This window comes from Bacillus sp. C-3-6, assembly GCF_054509685.1.
The window spans coordinates 1,298,763-1,323,649 of the sequence record NZ_CM137247.1; the positions used below are offsets into that span (position 1 = coordinate 1,298,763).

27 protein-coding genes and 1 riboswitch are annotated in these 24,887 nt (G+C 35.9%); of the genes, 19 read left to right on the forward strand and 8 right to left on the reverse strand.

Translation table 11 applies throughout. The annotated features are described in order from the left end of the window. Window positions 1-291: 291 nt before the first annotated feature. The 6 genes from ACW0JX_RS06665 to ACW0JX_RS06690 all read left to right on the forward strand — a co-directional run bounded on the left by ACW0JX_RS06665 (window position 292) and on the right by ACW0JX_RS06690 (window position 5,178). Window positions 292-981 (forward strand): FadR/GntR family transcriptional regulator, encoded by a 690-nt coding sequence (locus ACW0JX_RS06665; protein WP_254904515.1) that lies wholly within the window; start codon window positions 292-294, stop codon window positions 979-981. A 168-nt stretch (window positions 982-1,149) separates the two neighbouring features. Next, window positions 1,150-1,869 carry a (Fe-S)-binding protein gene (locus ACW0JX_RS06670; RefSeq protein WP_000869147.1) on the forward strand — a complete coding sequence of 240 codons (720 nt, stop codon included), beginning with the start codon at window positions 1,150-1,152 and terminating at the stop codon, window positions 1,867-1,869. 16 nt (window positions 1,870-1,885) lie between these two features. Then, on the forward strand, window positions 1,886-3,307 hold the full coding sequence (locus ACW0JX_RS06675; protein ID WP_000061930.1) for a LutB/LldF family L-lactate oxidation iron-sulfur protein: 1,422 nt from the start codon (window positions 1,886-1,888) through the stop codon (window positions 3,305-3,307). Next, entirely contained in the window at window positions 3,307-4,017 is a 711-nt protein-coding gene (locus tag ACW0JX_RS06680) for a LutC/YkgG family protein (protein WP_000147182.1), read from the forward strand. The genes ACW0JX_RS06675 and ACW0JX_RS06680 overlap by 1 nt, the downstream gene beginning before the upstream one ends. Before the next feature lie 112 nt (window positions 4,018-4,129). Next, window positions 4,130-4,852 carry a prepilin peptidase gene (locus ACW0JX_RS06685; protein ID WP_000495719.1) on the forward strand — a complete coding sequence of 241 codons (723 nt, stop codon included), beginning with the start codon at window positions 4,130-4,132 and terminating at the stop codon, window positions 4,850-4,852. A gap of 14 nt (window positions 4,853-4,866) precedes the next feature. Beyond that, on the forward strand, window positions 4,867-5,178 hold the full coding sequence (locus ACW0JX_RS06690; protein ID WP_001103762.1) for a cyclic-phosphate processing receiver domain-containing protein: 312 nt from the start codon (window positions 4,867-4,869) through the stop codon (window positions 5,176-5,178). Window positions 5,179-5,205: 27 nt separating this feature from the next. Here the strand turns inward: ACW0JX_RS06690 and ACW0JX_RS06695 are convergent, their stop codons facing one another. From ACW0JX_RS06695 to phaQ, 7 genes are all read right to left on the reverse strand, one after another. Next, window positions 5,206-6,057 (reverse strand): formate/nitrite transporter family protein, encoded by an 852-nt coding sequence (locus tag ACW0JX_RS06695; RefSeq protein WP_075718809.1) that lies wholly within the window; start codon window positions 6,055-6,057, stop codon window positions 5,206-5,208. A gap of 202 nt (window positions 6,058-6,259) precedes the next feature. Then, a complete protein-coding gene (locus ACW0JX_RS06700) occupies window positions 6,260-7,054 on the reverse strand; it encodes a TerC family protein (RefSeq protein WP_000383326.1) in 795 nt (264 codons plus the stop codon). A gap of 90 nt (window positions 7,055-7,144) precedes the next feature. Next, window positions 7,145-7,310: riboswitch (yybP-ykoY riboswitch) on the reverse strand. Between the two features lie 38 nt (window positions 7,311-7,348). Next, entirely contained in the window at window positions 7,349-8,668 is a 1,320-nt protein-coding gene (locus ACW0JX_RS06705; RefSeq protein ID WP_459245522.1) for a TrkH family potassium uptake protein, read from the reverse strand. 114 nt (window positions 8,669-8,782) lie between these two features. Continuing rightward, window positions 8,783-8,968, reverse strand: coding sequence for an alpha/beta-type small acid-soluble spore protein (locus ACW0JX_RS06710; protein WP_000241212.1), 186 nt, complete (start codon window positions 8,966-8,968; stop codon window positions 8,783-8,785). A gap of 148 nt (window positions 8,969-9,116) precedes the next feature. Further along, window positions 9,117-9,560, reverse strand: coding sequence for a MaoC family dehydratase (locus ACW0JX_RS06715; protein WP_001067916.1), 444 nt, complete (start codon window positions 9,558-9,560; stop codon window positions 9,117-9,119). A 101-nt stretch (window positions 9,561-9,661) separates the two neighbouring features. Continuing rightward, a complete protein-coding gene (gene phaP, locus ACW0JX_RS06720) occupies window positions 9,662-10,186 on the reverse strand; it encodes a polyhydroxyalkanoic acid inclusion protein PhaP (protein WP_087965320.1) in 525 nt (174 codons plus the stop codon). A 42-nt stretch (window positions 10,187-10,228) separates the two neighbouring features. Beyond that, on the reverse strand, window positions 10,229-10,681 hold the full coding sequence (gene phaQ, locus ACW0JX_RS06725; RefSeq protein ID WP_000939954.1) for a poly-beta-hydroxybutyrate-responsive repressor: 453 nt from the start codon (window positions 10,679-10,681) through the stop codon (window positions 10,229-10,231). Window positions 10,682-10,879: 198 nt separating this feature from the next. On the opposite strand from phaQ, the gene phaR reads away from it, so the two are divergent. The 5 genes from phaR to ACW0JX_RS06750 all read left to right on the forward strand — a co-directional run bounded on the left by phaR (window position 10,880) and on the right by ACW0JX_RS06750 (window position 16,086). Beyond that, window positions 10,880-11,362, forward strand: a complete 483-nt coding sequence (phaR, locus tag ACW0JX_RS06730) for a polyhydroxyalkanoic acid synthase subunit PhaR (protein ID WP_000566942.1) — start codon at window positions 10,880-10,882, stop codon at window positions 11,360-11,362. A gap of 150 nt (window positions 11,363-11,512) precedes the next feature. Continuing rightward, window positions 11,513-12,256 carry an acetoacetyl-CoA reductase gene (locus tag ACW0JX_RS06735; RefSeq protein ID WP_000250407.1) on the forward strand — a complete coding sequence of 248 codons (744 nt, stop codon included), beginning with the start codon at window positions 11,513-11,515 and terminating at the stop codon, window positions 12,254-12,256. Window positions 12,257-12,339: 83 nt separating this feature from the next. Beyond that, window positions 12,340-13,425 carry a class III poly(R)-hydroxyalkanoic acid synthase subunit PhaC gene (gene phaC / locus ACW0JX_RS06740; protein ID WP_000206336.1) on the forward strand — a complete coding sequence of 362 codons (1,086 nt, stop codon included), beginning with the start codon at window positions 12,340-12,342 and terminating at the stop codon, window positions 13,423-13,425. A gap of 94 nt (window positions 13,426-13,519) precedes the next feature. After that, window positions 13,520-14,713 (forward strand): NAD(P)/FAD-dependent oxidoreductase, encoded by a 1,194-nt coding sequence (locus ACW0JX_RS06745; protein ID WP_000772526.1) that lies wholly within the window; start codon window positions 13,520-13,522, stop codon window positions 14,711-14,713. Window positions 14,714-14,736: 23 nt separating this feature from the next. Then, window positions 14,737-16,086, forward strand: a complete 1,350-nt coding sequence (locus ACW0JX_RS06750) for a TrkH family potassium uptake protein (RefSeq protein WP_001204706.1) — start codon at window positions 14,737-14,739, stop codon at window positions 16,084-16,086. 38 nt (window positions 16,087-16,124) lie between these two features. Here ACW0JX_RS06750 and ACW0JX_RS06755 read toward each other — a convergent pair whose 3' ends face one another. After that, complete coding sequence (locus ACW0JX_RS06755) at window positions 16,125-16,460, reverse strand: DUF3905 domain-containing protein (RefSeq protein ID WP_000726028.1); 336 nt, start codon at window positions 16,458-16,460, stop codon at window positions 16,125-16,127. A gap of 148 nt (window positions 16,461-16,608) precedes the next feature. Here ACW0JX_RS06755 and ACW0JX_RS06760 point away from each other — a divergent pair, with 148 nt between their 5' ends. From ACW0JX_RS06760 to ACW0JX_RS06795, 8 genes are all read left to right on the forward strand, one after another. Next, window positions 16,609-16,761: a hypothetical protein gene (locus ACW0JX_RS06760; RefSeq protein WP_000240799.1), complete on the forward strand. Its 153-nt coding sequence runs from the start codon at window positions 16,609-16,611 to the stop codon at window positions 16,759-16,761. Between the two features lie 228 nt (window positions 16,762-16,989). Further along, complete coding sequence (locus ACW0JX_RS06765; RefSeq protein ID WP_000750893.1) at window positions 16,990-18,066, forward strand: putative 2-aminoethylphosphonate ABC transporter substrate-binding protein; 1,077 nt, start codon at window positions 16,990-16,992, stop codon at window positions 18,064-18,066. Window positions 18,067-18,085: 19 nt separating this feature from the next. Next, entirely contained in the window at window positions 18,086-19,087 is a 1,002-nt protein-coding gene (locus ACW0JX_RS06770) for a putative 2-aminoethylphosphonate ABC transporter ATP-binding protein (protein ID WP_095691190.1), read from the forward strand. Beyond that, window positions 19,088-20,845, forward strand: a complete 1,758-nt coding sequence (locus ACW0JX_RS06775) for a putative 2-aminoethylphosphonate ABC transporter permease subunit (RefSeq protein ID WP_000425530.1) — start codon at window positions 19,088-19,090, stop codon at window positions 20,843-20,845. Window positions 20,846-20,866: 21 nt separating this feature from the next. After that, window positions 20,867-21,661, forward strand: coding sequence for a phosphonoacetaldehyde hydrolase (phnX, locus tag ACW0JX_RS06780; RefSeq protein ID WP_095691189.1), 795 nt, complete (start codon window positions 20,867-20,869; stop codon window positions 21,659-21,661). Window positions 21,662-21,676: 15 nt separating this feature from the next. Then, the gene (phnW, locus tag ACW0JX_RS06785; RefSeq protein WP_095691188.1) at window positions 21,677-22,774 is read left to right on the forward strand and encodes a 2-aminoethylphosphonate--pyruvate transaminase; all 1,098 of its coding nucleotides are present in this window, start codon (window positions 21,677-21,679) and stop codon (window positions 22,772-22,774) included. Continuing rightward, window positions 22,771-23,955, forward strand: coding sequence for a saccharopine dehydrogenase family protein (locus ACW0JX_RS06790; RefSeq protein ID WP_095691187.1), 1,185 nt, complete (start codon window positions 22,771-22,773; stop codon window positions 23,953-23,955). The genes phnW and ACW0JX_RS06790 overlap by 4 nt, the downstream gene beginning before the upstream one ends. A 40-nt stretch (window positions 23,956-23,995) precedes the next feature. Continuing rightward, entirely contained in the window at window positions 23,996-24,778 is a 783-nt protein-coding gene (locus ACW0JX_RS06795; RefSeq protein ID WP_000117666.1) for a DeoR/GlpR family DNA-binding transcription regulator, read from the forward strand. The last annotated feature ends 109 nt before the right edge of the window (window positions 24,779-24,887 follow it).

Consider the following 24,887-nt stretch of genomic DNA (forward strand, 5'->3'; position numbering starts at 1 on the left):
AGAAGTTAGGTGGAGGCCCTGCTGTCCGTAAAAGCCCGATTGGTGAGGGCTAATAATCAGTGGGGGATGAACAAAACCCCTACTGATTAAAGTTTCACTTTATACGTAAAAATATAAATTAATATGTAATAAATATCGAAAATTTGACTATTTTATGAACAAAACATTTGTACTTCTTATCAATTCGGTCTAAAATAGTTATGATGCAAAGTTCTTATAAATCGTTTCAATTGTTGTTTGGAAGATACTGAGGTGATTTAACTGGAGTACAAATCTATTAAACCGAAAAAAATTTACGAAGAAGTATCTGAAGCTATTTTAACAATGATTAAAAATGGTACGTTAAAACCTGGTGACAAACTACTCCCTGTGCATCAATTAGCTGAGCAGTTTCAAGTTGGTAGATCTGCTGTTCGTGAAGCGCTAAGTGCGCTAAGAGCGATGGGCTTAATTGAGATGAAACAAGGAGAAGGTACATATGTGAAGAACTTCGATTCTTCTTCATTAACGAAATCATTAAACAATAGATTATTAATGAAGAAAGAAGATATTTTGAATTTATTAGAAGTACGAAAGGTGCTTGAAGTGGGGGCAGTTCGAGTAGCGGCGGCAAAACGTACGGAAGATAATTTACAAAATATGAAACATTGGTTAGATGAAATGGCAAAGAGCATTGGAGATGAAAAGGCTGGCGAAAAAGCCGATTTTCAATTCCATATGGGAATTGCAGAGTCTTCGCATAATAACATTTTGCTTGAACTCATGAATCATGTTTCAGAGATGATTGCTGAAACGATTGGTGAATCAAGACGCATTATTTTATATGGTGAACAAACGACATCAGAACGACTTATAGAAGAGCATCAAGTTATATATGATGCGGTGTTAAAACAAGATGTAGAATTAGCGCAGCAAGCAATGCTAGATCATTTAACAAATGTAGAACATATTGTCACAGGTAAAAACGATATAAATTCGTAATTTAATCTTTTAAAAATTTAATTTTCTGATAAAATAGAGAAAGATTAAGTAAGCGTTTTCTTTAGAAGAGGGAGAGGATAGGCCATGGTTGAGCCTATTTCTTCTCTACTCAGTCATCTGATGACCATATGTTTGTTGGCGAAGTTGTAAAAAGGGGGAGTAATAGTTATGAAAGTTACTTTATTTGTTACTTGTTTAGTCGATATGTTCGAAACAAATGTCGGCAAAGCAACAGTTGAAGTGTTGGAGCGTTTAGGTTGTGAAATTGAATTTCCAGAAGCACAAGTTTGTTGTGGCCAGCCTGCTTATAATAGTGGCCATGTAGAAGCAGCAAAAGAGGCGATGAAACATATGATTGAAACTTTCGAAGATGCAGAATATATCGTTACGCCATCTGGTTCGTGTGCGACAATGTTTCATGAGTATCCGCATGTTTTCAAAGATGATCCAAAGTGGGCTAAACGTGCACAAAAAGTTGCTGATAAAACCTATGAATTTACACAGTTTATTGTAGATGTTTTAAAAGTTACAGATGTTGGTGCAAGTTTACCAGGGATAGCTACTATTCATAAATCATGTCATATGACACGTATGCTCGGAATAAAAGAAGCACCAGGAATTTTATTATCAAATGTAAAAGGATTAACTGTGAGAGATTTACCAAACGTGCAAAATTGTTGCGGGTTTGGGGGAACGTTTTCAGTTAAGATGACTCCAATTTCTGAGCAAATGGTAGACGAAAAAGTAGATAGTGTAATGGAAACAGGTGCAGATTATTTAATCGGTGCAGATTGTGGGTGTTTGTTAAACATTGGCGGACGTATTGAGCGTTTAGGAAAAGAAGTAAAAGTAATGCATATTGCTGAGGTACTGAATAGTCGCTCATGAAGGGGGAACATAAGCTATGTCTATGAAAATCAGTGAGAAAAAATTTAATGATCGCGTTGGTGATGGAATTCAAGATTCGTTTATGCGCGGAGCAGTTTCTTCTGCACAAACGCGTTTATATACGAATCGCTTAAAAGCCGCAGATGAATTAGGAAACTGGGAAGAGTGGCGAGAACTAGGTGAACAAATTCGTCAACATACGTTAGAAAATCTTGATTATTATTTAATGCAGTTAAGTGAAAATGTATCAAAAAGAGGCGGACACGTGTACTTTGCGAAGACGAAAGAGGAAGCAGCAAAGTATATTCAAGACGTTGCCAAAAAGAAACAAGCGAAAAAAGTAGTAAAATCAAAGTCGATGGTAACAGAAGAAATCAGTATGAATCATGCGCTTGAAGAGATTGGCTGTGAAGTGTTAGAGAGTGACTTAGGAGAGTATATCTTGCAAGTAGATAACGATCCACCTTCACATATTATTGCACCTGCACTTCATAAAAATAGAACGCAAATTCGCGATGTATTTAAAGAAAAGCTAGGCTATGAAAATTCTGATGACCCGTATGAAATGACAAAGTTTGTTCGTAAACAACTTCGTGAGAAATTTATGGATGCAGAAATTGGTGTAACTGGTTGTAATTTTGCTGTTGCAAATACTGGCTCTCTTTGTTTAGTAACGAATGAAGGTAATGCAGATCTTGTTATGTCAATTCCGAAAACACAAATTGCGGTAATGGGTATGGAACGTATGGTTCCGACAATGGAAGAATTAGATGTTTTAGTTGGTTTACTATGTCGTAGTGCAGTAGGTCAAAAATTAACAAGTTATGTAACAGTAGCAGGACCAATTCAAGAAGAGGAAGTTGATGGACCTGAAGAATTCCATTTAGTTGTTGTTGATAATGGTCGCTCTCAAATTCTGGGATCTGAATTCCGTTCAGTATTACAATGTATTCGTTGCGCTGCTTGTGTTAATGTATGTCCTGTATATCGTCACGTTGGTGGACATTCATATGGATCGATTTACTCAGGACCAATCGGTGCGGTATTAACACCGCTTCTAGGTGGATATGATGATTACAAAGAGCTTCCTTATGCATCTAGTTTATGCGGAGCATGTACAGAAGCTTGTCCAGTAAAAATTCCATTGCATGATTTATTATTAAAACATCGTCAAGTTATTGTTGAGCAAGAAGGTCGTGCACCACTTGCAGAAAAACTAGCGATGAAAATGTTTAGTATGGGTGCTTCTTCAGCTGCTTTATATAAAATGGGATCAAAAATGGCACCAGCGGCAATGAGTCCATTTACATCTGGTAATCGTGTATCAAAAGGTGTTGGACCACTTAAAAACTGGACGGATATTCGGGAATTCCCAGCTCCAAGTAAAGAGCGATTCCGTGATTGGTATAAAGATCATAAGAAAGGCGGGGATAAATAATGACAGGATTAATTCAAAACCGTGATGCCTTTCTAGATAACATTGCAAAAGAACTTGGGCGCGCGCGTAAAACAGAAGGTGTAGAGCGACCAGTATGGAAAAGTAATGTGAATATAGAAACGTTAAAAGATTGTTCACAAGAAGAATTACTAGAAGTGTTTAAAAAGCAATGTACAAACATTCATACAACTGTAGTAGAAACGACAAATGACCGATTAGGTGAAGACCTTCAAAAAGTAATCATGGAAAACGGCGGTGGACCTATTTTATTATCAGCAGATGAGCGTTTTGATGCATATGGTTTAACATCTTTATTTAAAGAAGAACTTCCAAAGCGAGACGTTGAAGTAAACGTATGGGATCCAGAGAGAAAAGACGAAAATATGCGTTTAGCTGAAAAAGCGAATATTGGTATTGCATTTAGTGATTATACATTAGCTGAATCTGGTACAATTGTTGTACAAAGTCATAAAGGGCAAGGACGTTCTTTACACTTTTTACCGACTGTATATTTTGCTATTATTCCACGTGAAACACTTGTGCCTCGTATTACACAAGCAGTTCAGGATATGAACTTACGCGTAGAAAATGGGGAGACAGCGGCATCTTGTATTAACTTTATTACAGGGCCAAGTAACTCGGCTGACATTGAGATGAATCTTGTTGTCGGAGTACATGGACCATTAAAAGCAGTATATTTCATCGTATAAAAGAGGGGAAAGCAGGCCAGAAAATGGCCTGCTTTTTAGTAGAATAAAGGATAATATGAAGTAGAAGTTCTCTCCTTTTTTTGCTATGTTTTTTGGGAAAGGAGAGGAAGGGATGTTCACTTATTTATATGCACTGTTAGCAGGGATGGTGTTTGGTTCTTTTTTTATGCTAGTTGCGATGAGGGTTCCATTAGGTGCGTCTATTATTACCCCGCGTTCACATTGTTATTATTGCAAATATGTGCTAAGGCCAAAAGAACTAATCCCCATCATTTCATTTTATATACAAAGAGGCTGTTGTACGAATTGTAAGAGGAAAATTCCAATTATGTATGTAGCATTTGAATGTATAACAGGAAGTATATTTCTTCTTACCGTGTATATGATTGGAATAGAACGAGAGCTTATTATCATTTTATCCCTTTTTTCGCTACTTCTTATTATTTCAGTTACAGATTACTTATATATGTTAATTCCTGATTGTATTTTAATTTCGTTTGCCGTGTTACTCATTCTTGAAAGTGTTTTTGTACAATTAGTTACTTGGACAGATAGTATAGTTGGTAGTGGTGTTATATTCATTTTGTTATATTGCATGCAAAAGATATATCCAGAAGGGCTTGGCGGAGGTGATATAAAACTACTTTCGTTACTTGGGTTTATAGTAGGAGTGAAAGGCGTTTTTATCATTTTATTTTTAGCATCTTGTTTCAGTCTTTGTTTCTTTGGGGTGGGTATCGTATTAAAACGTATAGAAGTACGAAAACCAATTCCATTTGGTCCTTTTATTAGTCTTGGGGCAATATGTTATGTATTGGCCGCATATTCAAATTAGAGAGGGAATAGAAAATGAACGTATATATGGATGATCAAAGAAGTTGCCCGTTCGGGTATGTGCCCGCAACTACAGTAGAATGTGCTTTGCAAATGGTTCGGGATTATGATGTGAATATTCTTTCCCTTGATTTTAATATGGGGTGGGGAGCAAAAAATGGACTGGATTTTGTAGAAGCTTTTTGTACAGAGGGGTTATATGTAAATGAAATTCACCTTCATACGAATGATGTCATCGGTATGCACAAGATGAAACAGAGAATGGATAAGGGAAAGGAAGAAGGAGAAATTAATCCTCACCTTGTTGTTAAATACGTGGGAAGCTAAAAACTCCAAAGTAAAACTTTGGAGTTTTTAATGTTTCATATGTGCTTGTAAAGGAATAATCTCTTCTTGTTGAGCTGCTGCGATTTCAGTTTCTTCCTGTTGAATTTCAGGTGTTTTTTTTGTTAAGTAGTGGTATACCATACCGACAAATACTGATCCGCCAATAATGTTACCGATTGTAACAGGAATTAAGTTATGAATAGCACCTGAAAAAGAAATTGTCTCAGGATGTGGTGAAACTAAAGATAAAGCAAAGAGTGACAAGTTTGCAATACTATGTTCGTAACCAGATAAGAAGAATGTGAAAACAAGTAGCATCATGACCATTATTTTTGCCGTGTCGCCTTTAACCTGAGATGGTAAGAAGCAAGCAAGACATACGAGCCAGTTACATAAAATGGCTTTAAAGAATAACTGCATTGTAGGTGTGTTCATCTTTCCTTCAACGACTTTATTCATTAAGTGACCGTGATCAATTGCTTCAAAAATTCCAGTTGCGTAAAATAGTAAGGCAAAGAATAACGCGCCGGCTAAGTTACCTGCATAACAAGCAACCCAGTTACGAAGTGTATCAGAAATCGTTGTTTCTTTTCTTAAAGTTGCTACAGTAAAGTACATTGTGTTTCCAGTAAACAATTCAGCACCGCCATATATAATAAGTACGAGAGCAATCCCGAAAAACATAGAAGTAGCTAAATAAGTTGCTGGTGAATCTGCAATGTGAAAAAAGTTACCTAATTTAAAACATAGTACAATAATAAAACCGATATAAATACCCGCAAGTGCAGCACGAATGAAATATTGCATTGGGTTTGTATCTAGCATTTTCTTTTTGCTTTTAGCCAGTTTGACAACATAATCTAGTCCTTGTTCTAGCATGAGTAATACGCTCCTTTAGTAAATCTTCTATAAATACTCCTTATATGAATAAAGTACATGGAATTGTTCTCACTTTCAATAAGTTTGTGCAATGTTTCACAAAAAGGACATACATACGTTAAGAAAACGTTTACAAAAGGTAGTATAATGGAATTTTTTCTGGACATTGAGAGGAAGAAAGGAAAAAGAAAAAGCGCTGTAATTACAGCGCTTTTTCGTCTAAATTCTTTTCTACTTTTACTTCTACTTCTTTTGAGAAGAACCAACCACCAACTGCGATTCCGACTAATACAATCCAGAATGTAAGCTTCCACGGAGTGGATTCTGGGAATGAATGTGGAATTACATTTAATGCAGGGTGTGCTAATGTATAAACTGCTAGCTTCACACCAACCCAACCTACAATTAAGAATGCTGCAGTTTCAAGTCCTGGTTTACGTTTTAAGATTTGTACGAATGCAGTTGCTGCAAATCGCATAATGATTAATCCGATAAGTCCACCTACAAAGATAACAACGAATTGCCCAGTATCTAGACTACCAATTGTACCTAATCCTGTTTTTGGTAAAGTCATTGCTAGTGCAACCGCAGCTAAAATTGAATCAACTGCGAAGGCGATATCAGCAACTTCAACTTTAAATACAGTCCACCAGAAGTTCTCTTGTTTTTTCTTTGCTTCTTTTTCTTCTGTTTCTTCATCTGTATTCTTTTTCACATATGTTTTAAATAAGTGATTACCAGCGATAAACATAAGGTAGATGGCACCGATTGCTTGCACTTGCCATACATCGACTAAGAACGAAATCATAAATAACGATCCAAATCGGAAAACAAATGCCCCCGCTAATCCGTAAAATAGTGCTTTCTTTCGTTTTTCTTCTGGTAAATGTTTTACCATAATTGCAAGAACAAGAGCGTTATCAGCCGCTAAAATCCCTTCAAGTGCAATTAGGATGAGTAATACCCAACCATACTCCAATAATAATGATACATCCATGTACATTCTCCTCTCATCTCTATAAGTTCTAAATAAGTGAAGAATTTCCCCACTATTTAGTTTCCCCATACTCCTGCCTATTAACTTTGGAAGAATTTGGAAATGAATGCAAAAAAGACCTCTGCCGTTAATAGGCAAAGGTCTTGCTAGACATATGTAATAAAAATGCCAACAAAGCCGGAAGAACTAAGTTCTACGTAATGACGACTTTGTTTCCAAGAAATATTCTTGGACGCTACTCCCCTTTGGAGATATGTTATTGTATTCTCATTATATGGATAATTGATACGGTTGTCAACCTGTTAAAATATCTTCATTAGGATATTTTATTTTCCGGTTCTTTTTACGAGCAAATGAAAAAGCCAATGTTAAAGGACCCATTTTCCCAAAAAACATCATAAAGATAATAATAGCTTTTCCGATTATAGTTAAGTGGGGTGTTAAGTTCATACTGAGGCCAACAGTGCCGAATGCTGAAAATACTTCGAAAGCACTCATCAATAGAGGAACTCGCTCAGTAATACTCAAAATTAAAATAGCAAAAAAGATAAATGAAATGGAAATAATAGTAATGGTTAATGATTTGACAATGAGAGTATTTTTAATGGATTTTTTAAATACGACAATATCCTCTTGTTCTTGTAAAAATTTAAATACGCCAAAAAATATGATTAAAAATGTTGTTAACTTAATCCCACCACCCGTTGAAGCACTACCAGCACCAATAAACATAAGGAGCATCATTAATAGGAGGGAAGGTTTTGACAATGTAGAAATATCAACAGTATTAAACCCGGCAGTTCGTGTTGAAATTGCTTGAAAATAAGAGGCCATTCCTTCTTCAAATGGGGTAAAACCTCTCATAGAAAGGGAGTTATGGAACTCGAATATAAAAATAAAAAGGGTAGAAATAATGTTGACGATTAGAGTAGAAGTGAGCATAAGTTTTGAATGTAGTGTAAGGTTTTTAAAGTTTTTCTTTCTTTTTATGTCTACAATTACTGTAAAACCAATTCCACCTAAAATGATGAGAGAGGAAATGACGAAATTGACAAGAATGCTATGAGAATGGGACATTAAATTATCGTTCCACACAGAAAAACCAGCATTGTTAAAGGCTGAGATTGAATGGAAAAAACTATAATAGATCCCTTTGGCAACCCCATATTTGGGTACCCATTCAAAAGAAAGAATTAAAGTAGCGATACATTCGACTGTAAAAGAGAATAAAAATAATGCTTTGGCAAGACGGATAACGCCGCCGATATTCGTTTGATTTAATGCTTGTTGTAATAAAATACGGTTTTGAAGACCGATTTTTCTTCCGAGCATAATAGCAATTAAGACCGCAAAGCTCATAATGCCAAGCCCGCCAACTTGTATAAGCGTTAAAATGACACATTGTCCAAATAAAGTAAACACTTTTCCAGTATCCACAACACCAAGTCCAGTAACAGTACAAGCGGAAACGGTTGTAAATAAGGCATCGAGCCATGAAATGGACGTTGTCGTAGCAATTGGCAGTTTTAATAAGCATGTGCCGACAACTGATAATACAATAAAAGATAAAGTAAGAACGCGGGGAGGGCTCATGCTAATATTAATCCGTTTCATGTCACATATTGCTCCTTTCGTTTTGCTTTGATTAGTATGTGAAAAAGCACTATTATGTATGTTGAAAATAGAAAGAGGCAGATAATATCTGCCTCTAAGCCATATGTTATATTATTATCCACGTAATTGTTGTTGAGCTAAAGCAACAAGACGTTTTGTTACTTCACCGCCAACTGAACCGTTAGAACGAGATGCTGTATTAGAACCTAAGCTTACACCAAATTCTTGTGCAATTTCATATTTAAATTGTTCAAGCGCTTGTTCTGCACCTGGAACTAATAATTTGTTTGTTTTTACCATGTTGATACACATCCTTATGAGTAGTCCAGTTCAGCTAAGTTCTTATCTAAACTGGTAACGTTATTTTATGTGGAAATGACATACTCATACGCGGAAGTAATCGGTGCGATTAGAAGTTCTTGGATAGAAAAAAAGAGTAGCAAATTTGCTACTCTTTTTTCAGTATTGTCGCTGTACCTTCCACGACAATATCATCCGATTGATTATATATGTTTGTTTGCAACGTGATGATTTTTTTATCGTCACGCTTCTTAATAACCTCTGCCACAACGCGAAGTGTATCACCGATTTTGACAGGGGCACGGAATGAAACATTTTGGGATAAATAAATCGTATTTTTGCCTGGGAGTTTCGTTCCAAGGATGGTAGAAATAAAACTCGAAACGAGCATACCGTGAGCAATACGTTCTTTAAACATTGTCGTTTTTGCAAAAGAATCTAAAATGTGAATAGGATTCACATCTCCAGTCAATTTTGCAAAATTGATAACATCTTCATCTGTAATTGTTTTTGTAAGGGATGCTTGATCACCGACTTGAATCTCATCATAACGAAGCTCCGGAACAGTTTGTGCTTCTTGAAATGGATTCATTTTGTCCTCCTTCTTTTCCATATCGAAAAATGTTAGCCATCTTGATGTAGTAGGAGGAAGAAAGAGTTTTGTTTGTGCTGCAGTTAGCTCCCACATTTTTCTTATTTGATGGAAGTAAATAGATTTTTTGAGTTTTCCTCGAACTTTTTTGCGAGTTCCAACTGTTTTGACTTGAACTCTTCCAAAAAACCCTCTAACTGTTTTTGAGCCTCTTCACGTTGTAATTGTTGTTGCTCAATAAATTGTTTTGTTGTTTCTTCAAATTGACCGCTTGTTTGTGTAAGAATTGACAAAGATGTTTTTGTAGGAGAAACAGTAAGTTGCTGCATATGAGCAGAAAGTTCTTTCCACTTGTCTTGCCACTCGTTAATTTGATCATTTAAGGAGTTACCAGTTAATTGTTTCACGTAATCTGTATATTGGTTATTGAACTGAGCAGTGAATTGTTGTAGTTCTTTTTCTAGTTCATCTACTCCTGATGTTAATTTATGCAAAGCGTCTTGTTGTTGTTTTAATGTTTCTAAAGTAAGTTGCTCTAATTGTTTCCCAGCTGAAGAAAAAAGGGAAAGTGATTGAGACCAGTTTTTCCAAAATGCATCGACTAATTCGTATGGTTTAGTTTCCATTGTTTGACCCCCAAATGTTTTTTTGCATATTGTGAACGCAGATTACTCTGCTGTACCACCAGGTGAAGATGAAGAATCCTTTTCATCCTTTTCTGGAGAAGTAGAAAATGGAAAGAATGCATTGGTGTATAACGTGAAAAACGTCCGCAACATATTTTGATAATGTTCAAAAGAAGTCGCACATGTTGTTAAATATTGCTCTCCATATTCAGTTAAAGAATAAATTCTTTTTGCCGGCCCTCCATCGCTTGTATCCCAAGTAGAAGAAATAAGGTTTTCTTTTTCTAATTTGCGTAGTGTTCTATAAACATTACCTTGGTCAACAGAAGAAAAGCCGATATCCATTAGCATTTGAATAAGTTTGTAACCATGAAGACTCCAGTCTTTTAGACAGAGAAGTAAGAAGGGAACTAAGAAGTTTTTTGGCATGGAGTTTGGTTGTTTCGCTTGGTTGTTCTCCAAACTTTCGCGTTGTTCTGGTTCATTTTGTAGCATGATTGTGCATCACCTCATGAATCAGTTAGATGGAATTTTTTGCTTATAAGTGCAATTTACACCTATCTGTTTTTAAAGTCAACACATTTGTTAGAAAATAGAAAAAAATAAAATATAGACTTGAAGTTTTATTCAGAATATTAGAAAATAGTGAATAGGTTGAATTGTTTCAAAAACGAAAAAGGGAGTGTAGGTAAAGTGATTGATCAAAAATTCGATCCACTACAAGCATGGAAAAATGCTTATGAACAAACCGAAACATTTTGGGGAAAAGCGCTCAATGAAACAATTAAAACAGAAGAATATTCTGCTTGGATGGGCAGCGTTCTAGATTTGAATTTGTTTTATCAAAAAGCATTAAATGATACGACAAAAAACTATTTAGAACAAGTAAATGTGCCGACGAAAGAGGATATCGCAAGAGTAGCTACGCTTGTTATTAACTTAGAAAATAAAGTAGATAACATTGAGGAGTTTCTAGAGGAGAAAGTAGATTCTTTAGGACAAGCTCCTACATTAAAGCGTGATGTGACAAAAGTGAAACAAGATATTCGTACGCTTGAAACAAAAGTTGATCAAATTTTAGAATTGCTAGAAAAGCAAAATGCAGTACTAGCTAAACTACAAGTACCTGTAAAAGAAGAGGTAAAGCCTGCGAATAAGCCGGAAAATAAAAAATGATAAAAGCGCTTGTTTATAACAGGTAAAAGAGAGAGGGAGAATCTCTTTTCACGTGTAAACAGCGAAACATAATTATATAGGGACTCTACAGTATGAGTACCAAAATGATTCATAACAATCGTTCACAAATTCATTTAAGGGGGAAAAGAAATGGTTCAATTAAATGGAAAAGTAGCAATCGTAACAGGTGGAGCAAAAGGAATTGGAAAAGCAATTACAGTAGCATTAGCACAAGAGGGAGCGAAAGTAGTTATTAACTATAATAGCAGTAAAGAAGCAGCTGAAAACTTAGTAAATGAACTAGGAAAAGACGGACATGACGTTTATGCAGTGCAAGCGGATGTTTCTAAAGTAGAAGATGCAAACCGACTTGTAGAAGAAGCTGTGAATCATTTTGGTAAAGTTGATATTCTTGTTAATAATGCTGGTATTACAAGAGATCGTACATTCAAAAAGTTAAATCGTGAAGATTGGGAGCGCGTAATTGACGTGAATTTAAGTAGCGTATTTAATACGACAAGCGCGGTTCTTCCATACATAACGGAAGCGGAAGAAGGAAGAATTATTAGCATTTCTTCTATTATTGGTCAAGCAGGTGGATTTGGCCAAACAAACTACTCAGCAGCAAAAGCGGGTATGTTAGGATTTACAAAATCATTAGCGTTAGAACTTGCAAAAACAAATGTCACTGTAAATGCAATTTGCCCAGGATTTATTGATACTGAAATGGTAGCAGAAGTGCCAGAAGAAGTACGTCAAAAAATCGTTGCAAAAATCCCGAAAAAACGTTTTGGTCAAGCTGATGAAATTGCAAAAGGTGTAGTATACCTATGCCGTGACGGTGCGTATATCACAGGTCAGCAATTAAACATTAACGGCGGATTATATATGTAATGAAGTAAGAAAAAAGTGCATATCCATAGCAGGAATGCACTTCTTTTTTTAAGAAGGAAATCGACCAAAAAGGAGATAAAAAAATGACTACATTCGCAACAGAATGGGAAAAGCAATTAGAGCTATACCCAGAAGAGTACCGAAAAGCATACCGCCGAGTGAAAAGGGCGAGTGAAATTTTATTACGTGAACCAGAGCCACAAGTAGGATTAACGCCGAAAGAGGTTATTTGGACGAAGAATAAGACGAAGCTTTATCGCTACATTCCAAAACAAGAAAAAACACAAAGAGTTCCAATTCTGTTAATATATGCTCTTATTAATAAACCATATATTATGGATTTAACTCCTGGAAATAGTTTAGTGGAATATCTAGTGGATCGTGGTTTTGATGTGTATATGCTTGATTGGGGCACATTTGGTTTAGAAGATAGTCATTTGAAATTTGATGATTTCGTGTTTGATTATATTGCAAAAGCAGTAAAAAAAGTAATGCGAACTGCAAAATCGGACGAGATTTCTTTACTTGGTTATTGCATGGGTGGAACGCTAACTTCTATTTATGCAGCACTTCATCCGCACATGCCAATTCGTAATTTAATTTTCATGACAAGTCCTTTTGATTTCTCTGAAACAGGATTGTATGGTCCTTTGTTAGATGAGAAATACTTCAATTTAGATAAAGCGGTGGATACATTTGGAAATATTCCGCCAGAAATGATTGATTTCGGAAACAAAATGTTAAAACCAATTACAAACTTTGTCGGTCCATATGTTGCTTTAGTAGATCGTTCAGAGAATGAGCGCTTCGTCGAAAGCTGGAGATTGGTTCAAAAGTGGGTTGGTGATGGTATTCCGTTCCCAGGTGAATCATACAGACAGTGGATTCGTGATTTTTATCAAAATAATAAACTGGTTAAGGGTGAACTCGTTATTCGCGGACAAAAGGTAGACCTTGCAAATATTAAGGCGAATGTCTTAAATATTTCCGGGAAACGTGATCATATCGCTTTGCCATGTCAAGTAGAAGCATTACTAGACCATATTTCTAGCACAGATAAACAATATGTATGTTTACCGACAGGGCATATGTCTATCGTTTACGGTGGAACAGCTGTAAAACAAACATATCCGACGATTGGAAATTGGCTTGAAGAGCGTTCTAATTAAAAATAAAAAATCCAACTAGCCTATGTTAGTTGGATTTTTTTATGGGAAATAACAAAACATAGAAAGGAGAAACTTATATTTTAGGAGTATAATTATGAAACTTATGAACGGTAAGTTGTTTTGGAATACAGGAGTTTCTGTACCTTGTTATCCGCTGTTAGAAAATGATATGATATGTGATGTGCTCGTAGTCGGAAGCGGCGAAGCTGGTGCTCATATAGCGCATTCGTTAGCGAAAATTGGCATGAGTGTTACGCTTATTGAAAAAAGAGCAATTGGGTGTGGTAGCACAGCTGCTAATACAGGTTTACTACAATTCCTTCATGATAAATCGTTAACCTCCCTTATCCATACATTTGGTAAAGAAAAAGGGGTACGAGCATATAAGCTTTGTTATGAAGCGCTAAGAACAATGGAAGAGGTTATACCGACTCTTGATATTGATCCCCATTTTATTCCGCGAAATAGTTTATATTATGCAAGTAAAAGTGAGGATGTCTCATTTTTACAAGAGGAATATAATACGTTACAGAATTATGGATTTCCAGTTGAATATTTTACAGAAGCTGATATTAAGAAACGTTATTCTTTTGCAAAACAAGCAGCGTTATATACGCAAGGTGATGCTGAGGTGAATCCGTATTTATTAGCGCATAGTTTTTTGCATAAAGCAAACCAAATAGGAGCTAATATATATGAACATACAGAGGCAATACATATAAAAAAACGCCAAAATGATTTAATTTGTTACACGAAAACAGGAAATCAAATTGTAGCAAAGAATATTATTATGGCGACAGGTTATGAAGCGCTTTTTGGAAAGAAAGAAAAAAATACAACAGTAGAAACTTCTTATGCAATTGTAACAAATGAAATAGATCAGTTTGAAGGCTGGCATGAGCGATCGTTAATTTGGGAAACGGAACGGCCTTACTTATATTTTCGAACGTATCGAAACCGCATTATTGTAGGCGGATTAGATGAAGCGATGCAAATTCAAACAATCGGTGATACGAAATTATTGCATAAGCGTGATATCCTTATTAATATTGTAAAAGAGATGTTCCCGCAGTATAAAAATATACAGGCAGACTACTATTGGGCAGCAGCATTTGGTGGTACTCATGATGGTCTCCCCATTTTAAAAGAAGACGAAAAGATACATAATTTGTTTTACGCATTGCCGTATGGAGGTAATGGAACTGTATATGGAATGGTCTTTGCCAAATTATTTGAACAGTTATTTACAAATAAAGAAAGGGAAGATTTTTCTTTATTTAATCGATAGAAAAAAGGTAGCGAAGTGATGGAATGAGAGATATAAAAAAGTTTTTACAAAAATTACGTCCAGTACAACTCATTGTTTTATTTTATTTATTAGCAGTAGTTGTATCGGTAATCTTGCTTAGTTTACCGTTTGTTACGAAACCTGGTGTGAAATGGACATTTATAGATGCCCTTTTTACATCGGTTAGTGCGGTAAGTGTTACGGGGCTGTCTGTTATTACGATTTCAGATACGTTTACTACAGCAGGAATTATTGTTTTAGCCCTTATTTTACAATTAGGCGGCTTAGGAATTATGGCGCTTGGTACATTTGTTTGGATCATTACGGGGAAAAAGATTGGTTTGCAAAGAAGAAGATTAATTATGGCAGACCATAATCAAGGAAATTTATCGGGTCTTGTAGAATTGATGCGTTCTATTTTAATTGTAATTATTTCGATAGAACTTATTGGAGCAATCCTATTAGGTACAAGATTTTTACTTTACTTTCCGACTTGGCAAGAAGCTTATTTTCACGGTTTCTTTGCAGCAGTTAGTGCGACTACGAACGGTGGATTTGATTTAACAGGACAATCGTTAATTCCGTATAAAAAAGATTATATTGTTCAAATGATCCATATGTTACTAATTATTTTAGGAGCGATTGGTTTCCCTGTGCTAATGGAAGTGAAACAATTCCTTAGTAAAAGAGGACAACAATTATTTCGTTTTTCATTATTTACAAAATTGACGACAACAACATTTTTTGCACTCGTTGTTGTTGGTACAATTATGATTTTTTTACTGGAGAGAAATCACTTTTTAGTAGGAAAGTCATGGCATGAAACGGTATTTTATACATTATTCCAATCTGTGACGACGCGAAGTGGTGGACTTGCTACGATGGATATACGTGAATTGTCACAACCGACGCTTTTATTTATGAGTATATTAATGTTTATAGGGGCATCTCCCAGTTCGGTTGGGGGCGGAATACGTACAACTACATTTGCTGTTAGTATATTGTCACTATACACCTTTGCAAGGGGCGGTAGAACAGTTAGAGTCTTCAAACGTCAGCTACATGAAGAGGATGTACTAAAAGCATCTGTCGTTATGACGATGGGGATTTTGTTATGTGCTACTGCGCTATTCATTTTATCTATTACGGAAAATGTACCGCTTATGAGCTTAATTGTTGAAGTTTGTTCTGCTTTCGGAACGACGGGACTATCAACAGGTGTTACGCCTGATTTAACAACTGTTGGGAAACTTGTACTCATTGTGCTTATGTTTATCGGACGCGTTGGTATTTTAACATTTATTTTAGCTAGTGGTGGAAGGGAACAACCACCTCGCTATAAATACCCGAAAGAGCGGATTATTATTGGATAGTATGAAACCATTCTACCTACGTTAGGTAGAATGGTTTTTTAGTCGTTAATTCCAAATTGTGGATGCATAAAAGCTTCATTTTTATTATCCACTTCGTTTTTTAGTAACTCTTGATTTTCTTCTGAAATCCACCCAATATCATTTGTCGGATGGATCCACTCATCGCCAGCCATAATGGCAGGATCTACTTCATCACTCCAATTGTTAAGCGGACTGTTCTCGGAATTATATTTACTGTCTCCAATTACAACATTATATTGATTCACAAAAGGTTGTTGCATCGTTTTTCCTGTTCCTTTAAAAGATGGAAAATTCATTTGATGCGGGAGCGTTTCGTCTAAAATTGGTGATTGAATCTTTTCTTTTTTCTTCAAAATTATCGCTCCTTTTTATAATGATTTCTTCATTTGTAGTATTTCCATCTAACGCCCCTTATGTACTTGTTAACACTTGCCAGTAATAATTATTTTAAGTTGTTTCAAACTAGAGTAGAAAGTGATTTCTTGAGAGCAGGTGAATGTATTGGTAAAAAGAAAAGTGAAACAAAATGCGGCAATCAATAATAATAAAACTCCGAAAGAAAGCTTACCAGATGCAGAATTTGCATTAGAGTATGAAGGAGAAAATAGCGCAAAGTATGCTAATCGTAATTCAAAAAAAGGGAAACAAAAATGAGGCGTTTTTTACAAACGCCTCATTTTTTTGTGGGATTATAAAGGTTTTTTTAATTATTTGTAAATTTAGTGTTTTCTATTAGCAGAAAAATGCGAAAAAACATAGAAGTAGCAACGTATTACACAAAAACAAACAACAAACAAAAGATTAATGTTGGTTTAATACTGCTTTTACACTAGTTGTTTATATTTGAGTTGTACATAAGATTTGTAAAAGGAGAGAGAAACAGTGAAAAAAACAATCTTTAAAGCTGTAGCGACTGGAATGGTATTTTCGTTATTAATGGGGTGTGGTGCAAAGAAGGAAGAAAGTGCTGGAGCGAAAGTGAAAGATGACAAATTATCTGGATCATTAACTGTTTACACAGCAATTGAAGAAGAGCTTGTACCAATTTATCTTGATTCCTTTAAAAAGAAATATCCTGATGTGAAATTGAACATTGTACGTGATTCAACAGGAGTTATTACTGCGAAATTGCTAGCTGAAGGGAAAAATACACAAGCAGATGTTGTATGGGGAACTGCGGCATCAAGTCTATTAGCTTTAGATAAAAAAGATATGTTAAAAGGATACTCTCCAAAAGGAGCAGATCGTGTTCTTCCACAATTTAAAGATGACAAGCAACCTGAAAAATGGGTAGGAAATACTGCATTTATGACGGGGATTGCTGTAAATAAAGAAGAGTTAAAGAAGAAAAATTTACCGATGCCAGAATCATATGAAGATTTAACGAAACCAGAGTATAAAGGAACACTTGTTATGCCACATCCAGCATCATCTGGAACAGGATTTTTAACAGTTTCTGCATGGCTACAAATCATGGGTGAAGATAAAGGCTGGGATTACATGAAGAAACTTCATGATAATATGGCAAGTTATACGCATTCAGGATCAAAACCAGCGAAATTAGCAGGAGCAGGTGAATATCCAGTCGGTGTATCAATGGTTTATAGTGCTTTAAAAGAGAAACAAAAAGGTGCACCAGTTGAAGTTGTACTGCCGAAAGAAGGATTAGGGTGGGAAGTAGAAGCGAACGCACTTATTAAGAAAGATAATGCGAAAAATGATAAATTAGCACAAGCATTTTTAGATTGGGCAATTACTGATGATGTAATGAAGTTATACTTTGAGAAAAATGGATTTGCGACAATTAAAAATGATTATAAACTTCCAGAGGGATTCCCGAAAGATGTTACTGAAAAATTATATAAAAAGAATGACTTTAAATGGGCAGCAGAAAATCGTGACAAAATTTTAGAAAAATGGGAAAAAGAGTTTGGCCAAAAAGCAGAACCGAAAAAGTAAGTGAGTGGGAGAGAGAAAAATGAGCGAATATTTATCAATTCAACACATTCAAAAACAGTTTGATGCATTTACAGCGTTAAAAGATATTTCTTTTACTGTGAACAAAAATGAGTTTGTTTGTTTATTAGGCCCGAGTGGCTGTGGGAAAACGACGTTGCTTCGCATTTTAGCGGGACTAGAGGAACCAACGACTGGCAGTATAGCTGTGAATGGAAAAGATATTACAGCATTGCCTTCTGGGAAGAGAAACTTCGGAATGGTTTTCCAATCGTATGCTTTATTTCCGAATTTAACAGCACTTGAAAATATTGAATACGGCTTAAAGACAAAAAAATATGGGAAAGCAGAAGTGAAAGAGAAAGCGCTAGATGCGTTAAAACTTGTAGATTTGCTGAATGTAAAAGATAAATATCCTGCTCAAATGTCTGGTGGACAACAGCAGCGAGTAGCACTTGCACGTGCGCTCGCTCTGTCTCCAGATATTTTGTTACTCGATGAGCCGTTATCAGCTTTAGATGCAAAAGTGCGTGAAAAATTACGTAGGGAAATGCGTGATTTGCAAGAGAAAATAGGAATAACGACGATTATGGTAACGCATGATCAAGAAGAGGCATTAACGATGGCTGATAAAATTGTTGTAATGAATCATGCGGAAATTATGCAGATTGGAACACCAGAGGAGATTTATCAAAGACCAGCCAATCCGTTTGTGGCAGATTTTATTGGTTCTATTAATTTCTTTTCGAAAAATAACGAAGAACATGCAATTCGTCCTGAACATGTAACAATTGTACAAAAGGACGGTATTAAAACAGTTGTGGAAAGTATGGAATTTCGCGGATCTGTATATCGGACGGAAGTGCGAGTCGTAGAAGAAAACACACACCTTTATAATGAGAAAATTGTAGTGGATATATTAGCATCAGAAGTAGAAGCAACGGCTATTAGAAAAGGAAAGCCGATTCAAATCTCTTTCTCAGAAAATCATATGTTGTCATATGGAAAGAAGGTCATTGTATAGATGGAGATGTTAGAAAACTATAAGGTAGAAAGTACGAAAAAAAAGATTAAGAGAAGTATAGGGAAAGAGGAATGGATCCAAAGGCTCGTAATTATCGGTATGATTCTTTCCTTCCTTATCATACTTGTATTACCGCTATTACAACTATTTACACAAGCTTTTTATAATAAAGATGGAGTTTTCATTGGTTTAGCGAATTTCAGTAAATATTTCACAACACCAACTTTAGTGCAGTCTTTACAAAATACAGTATGGATTTCGGGCGCAACAACAATTATTTCAGTTGCAATCGCATTCGTTTACGCATATGCAATTGCCCGTACGAATGTTTTTGGAAAGCGCGTATTTCAGTATGTAGCGTTATTACCATTGTTTGCACCAACGATGATGCACGGTATAGCACTTACATATTTATTTGGTAATCAAGGGCTAGTAACGAAAGGAATGTTTGGTTTATTTGAAGGTATACAAATCCCTTTATATGGACCAGTAGGAATTGTAATAGCTGAAGTTATGTATACATTTCCGCAAGCCTTTCTCATATTGCTAATTGCCTTTCAAGGATCTGATTATCGTTTATATGAAGCTTCTAATATGTTAGGAGCCAGTAAAACAAAGCAATTTTTCACGGTTACTTTACCTAGTGTAAAGTACGGATTAATTAGTGCAATGTTTGTTGTGTTTACACTTAGTTTTACTGATTTTGGGGCACCAAAAATTGTTGGTGGGCAATATAATGTGCTTGCTACTGACGTATACAAACAAGTAATTGGACAGCAAAATATGCCGATGGGTGCAACTGTCGGAATGATTTTATTAATCCCAGCTATATTCGCATTTGTAGTTGATCGTATTACGCAAAGAAAGCAGGCGAATTTCTTATCTTCAAAAGCAGTACCATACAGAATAATAGCTAATAAGAAAAGAGATGTAATCTCATTCATATATTGTAGTGTGATTACCCTTATGATCATTCTATTGTTTGTTGCAGTTGGTATTGCTGCAAGTGTGAAAGTATGGCCATATAATATGAGTTTTACATTTGAGCATTTTAATTTTTCAAGTTTAACAGGAGATGGACTTGAAGCATTTAAAAATAGCGTAATTGTTTCAGCAGTTACAGCAGTTATTGGGGCAATTTTAACATTTGTATTCGCATATGCAATTGAGAAAATAGACCAGCTACAATTTTTCAGAAAAACAGGTTACTTTTTCTCTATAGTGCCGTTAGCGATACCAGGTTTAGTACTCGGATTAGGATATGTCTTTTTCTTTAGTCAACCAACGATTCAAATTCTTGGACTATCAGTAACGAATCCGTTTCATTCTTTATACGGAACAATTGCTGTATTAGTACTAGTAAATATCATTCATTTTTATTCTGTAACATTTGTTACGGCAACGACTGCCTTAAAGAAATTAGACCGAGAGTTTGAGCTTGTTTCACAGTCGATGGGTATTCCGTTTTATAAAACATTCTTCCGAGTAACAGTACCAATGTGTTTACCAGCAATTTTAGAAATGGTAATGTACTACTTCGTAAATTCAATGGTAACTGTATCGGCAGTTGTGTTCCTATATGCAGCTGATTTTAAACTAGCTGCCGTATCAATCGTAAATATGGATGATGCAGGAAATGTAGCGCCAGCAGCTGCAATGAGTGTACTTATTGTTGTTACAAATATTGTAGTGAGAGTTGTATATGAATGGGGAACGAAAGCACTTCGTAACCGAACTTCACAATGGCAAAAAAGATAAGTAAGAAGGGTGATGGACAGAATGAAAATTGAAGCAGTTATTTTTGATTGGGCAGGTACGACGGTTGATTACGGATGCTTTGCACCACTAGAAGTATTCATGAAGATTTTTCATAAACGCGGCGTTGAAATTACAGCAGAAGAAGCACGTAAGCCAATGGGATTATTAAAAATAGATCATGTAAGGGCACTAACAGAAATGCCTCGTATTGCGGATGAGTGGAAGCATGTCTTTGGTCACTTACCAACAGAAGCAGACATTCATGAGATGTATGAAGAGTTTGAAGAAATTCTCTTTTCTATTTTGCCAAGTTATGCTACGCCGATTGATGGAATAAAAGAAGTAATCGCTTCTTTACGTGAGAGAGGCATTAAAATCGGTTCAACAACTGGTTATACGAGAGAAATGATGGATATTGTAGCAAAGGAAGCAGCTTTACAAGGATATAAACCTGATTTTCTTGTTACGCCAGATGATGTTCCAGCAGGCCGCCCATACCCATGGATGTGCTATAAAAATGCAATGGAACTTGGTGTGTATCCGATGAACCATATGATAAAAGTAGGGGACACAGTATCAGATATGAAAGAAGGTAGAAATGCTGGAATGTGGACAGTTGGTGTAATTCTTGGAAGTAGTGAGCTCGGTTTAACGGAAGAGGAAGTGGAGAGTATGGATTCGGTAGAGCTTCGTGAAAAAATAGAAATAGTTCGTAATCGGTTTGTTGAAAATGGGGCTCATTTTACGATTGAAACGATGCAGGAGCTCGAAAACGTAATGGAACATATCGAGAAACAAGAACTTATTATTTCATAAAAGGGGTACGGGATCATGAATGAAAATCACTACTTATTATTAACACCAGGACCATTAACGACAACAAAATCAGTAAAAGAAGTTATGCTATACGATTGGTGTACGTGGGATGTTGAATATAATACGATGGTGCAAGAAGTAAGAGCTAAACTTGTATCGTTAGCGACGAAGGAAGAAGAGAAATATACAACAGTGTTAATGCAAGGAAGCGGTACGTTTTCAGTTGAAGCAGTAATTGGCTCTGTTATTCCGGGAAATGGGAAGCTTCTCGTTTGTACAAATGGTGCGTACGGTAAGCGCATTGTACAAATGGCAGAGATGTTACAGATTGATGTAGTGGTCAGCCAAACAGAAGAGTGGGAACCTACTAATATTGTAGAAGTAGAAAAGTTATTGGAAGAAGATAAAGAGATTACGCATATTGCAGTTGTTCATTGTGAAACAACGACAGGCATTATAAATCCAATTGTAGATGTATGTAGATTAGGAAAGCAGTATGGAAAGGTTACAATTGTTGATGCGATGAGTAGTTTCGGCGGGATTGAAATAGAAATTGCTGATTTACAAATTGATTTTTTAATTAGTAGTGCGAATAAGTGTATTCAAGGGGTTCCTGGATTTGGATTTGTAATCGCAAAACGTGATGAATTATTGAAGTGTAAAGGGCAAGGACGCTCTTTATCTCTTGATTTATATGATCAATGGGAAACGATGGAAAAACAAAATGGGAAATGGCGTTTTACTTCACCTACACATGTTGTACATGCTTTTTATCAAGCACTACTTGAACTAGAAAAAGAGGGTGGAGTAAGAGCGCGTTACAATCGATATTACAACAATCAAAAACTACTAGTGAATAGAATGGGAGAAATCGGATTTAAGCCACTAGTAGATGAGAAATATCAATCTCCTATTATTACATCTTTCATTTATCCAAAAGGGGAGTTCGAGTTTCAACAGTTATATAACGAATTAAAATGCTATGGATTTGTTATTTACCCTGGGAAAATTTCGAAAGTAGATACGTTCCGGATTGGAAATATAGGTGATGTACATGAAGAAGATATTAATCGCTTAGTTGATAGTATTGCTAAAGGAGCTGTTATTGGGTGAAAGTATTTTGTTTAGGTGGAGCAGGTAAAATTTGTCGTGAAGCTATTTGGGATTTAGTTCAATTTTCATCTTTTGAGACGATTACTGTAGCCGATTTTAACGAGGAAGAGGGCTGTAAAGTAGTAGAATGGCTCAACGATCCTCGTGTTGATTTTGTAAAAGTAGATGTAACGAATCACGAGGATACGGTTGCAAAAATGAAAGGTTATGACATTGTATTGGACGGTACGACGATAAAGCTAAACGGATTGTCGACTCGCTGTATTGCAGAAGCAGGCTGCCACGGTGTGAACCTAAATGGATTTGGTGAAGAAAATGAATCGCATGCTATATTTGTTCAAAATGAAAAAACATGTTTGCCTGGGTTTGGCATGACGCCAGGTGTAACGCAAATGATGGCAATGCATGCAGCAAATCAACTGGATACTGTAGAGTCTGTCCGCGTAAGTCACGGTTCGTATCGTCCGATTGCTTTTTCTGCTTCAATTACAGAGACAACGACATATGAATATGATCCACATTTACCATCGCGTACAGTGTATGAAGATGGTGAATTTAAACAAGTACTTCCGTTTGCGCGTCCGAGAGAAATAGAATTGCCAGCGCCTTATGGTAAGGAAACGCAGTATATCATTCCGCATTCTGAAACGATTACGTTAGCAAAGGCACTAGAAAATAAAGGTGTCAAACTGATAGAGACGAGAGGAACTTGGCCGAAGCAAAATATGCAACTTGTACGTGCTTTATATGATTACGGCATATTGCGTAATGATCAGATTGAAATAAACGGGAAAGAAATAGGCATTATGGATTGTATTTCGCAGTATTTATTGCAATCGAAAGAAGGACAAGAAACAGAGCTTTATGGTTATGCACTTCATGTAGAAGTAATAGGTATGAAAAATAATGAGAAGCAAAGACATGTGTTATATCATACACATCCGTTATCTGATGGTTCTGTTGTAGGATGGGAAAAATTAAGGGCGTATACGAGAAACGTCGGTATTCCATTTGGGATTGCTGCAGAGTTAATTGCAACTGGAAATGTAAGTAGGGTGGGTGTTGTTACGCCTGAAGAAGCTTTTGAAAATCCACAATTAATTTTTGATGAACTAGCAAAGCGCGGTATTCATATTCATGAAGAAGTTTCTACTTACAAAGAAAATTATAACTTTGTATAAGCAAGGAAGCTTATGAGGGAGATATAAATGAGGTGAATCTATGTCTGTAGTAGGAGAAGAAAGAAAGCGAACCATTCTTGAAAAGGTAGAATTTAAAGGAAAAGTAAAGGTTTCAGAATTAGCGAGAGAATTTGCTGTATCAACAGAAACGATTCGTCGATATTTAGAAGAATTAGATCGTGAAAAGAAGCTGAAAAAAGTGTATGGTGGAGCTGTTCAACTTCCAGGCGCTGGGGTAGAGGCGCCAATGTTAGAAAGAGAAATGCTACATATAGAAGAGAAGAAAAGAATTGGTTATAAAGCAGCGACATTTGTAGAAGATGGTGATGTCATTGCAATTGATGATGGAAGTACACCGCTTCAAATGGTTCCATACCTTGTTCATCGTAAAAACTTAACGATTGTAACAAGTTCATTTCCAGTCGCAACACAATTAATTTCTTCTATTAATAAAAAGATGTTTCACGGTGAAGTTTTATTTATAGGTGGAAAAGTATCTCCAAAGCATTCGCGTGTATCAGGGTCTATTTCTCAGCAAGTAATACAGCAATTCCATTTTCATAAAGCGTTCGTTTCGATTGATGGGTTATTACCTAGTTTTGGAGTTTCCAGCTTTGAATTAGAGAAAGCGAAATTGTCAGAGGCGATGATGAAATTAGCTGAGAAGACATATATTTTATGTGATCATACGAAGGTAGGCGTGAAAGGGAATTATCGTATAGCAGCATTTTCACGTATTCAACATGTAATTTGTGATAAAAAAATGCCATATAGTTTTGAAGAAGAACTTATGAAGCATAATATTCAGTGGACAGTTTGTTAAATAAAGTGAAAGTACCTAAACTCCCGCCTAATTTTTAGGAGGGAGTTTTATTGTCTGCAAATCGTAAAATAAAAGATTTGCATTTATGCAAAAAGTGGACACATTTTCT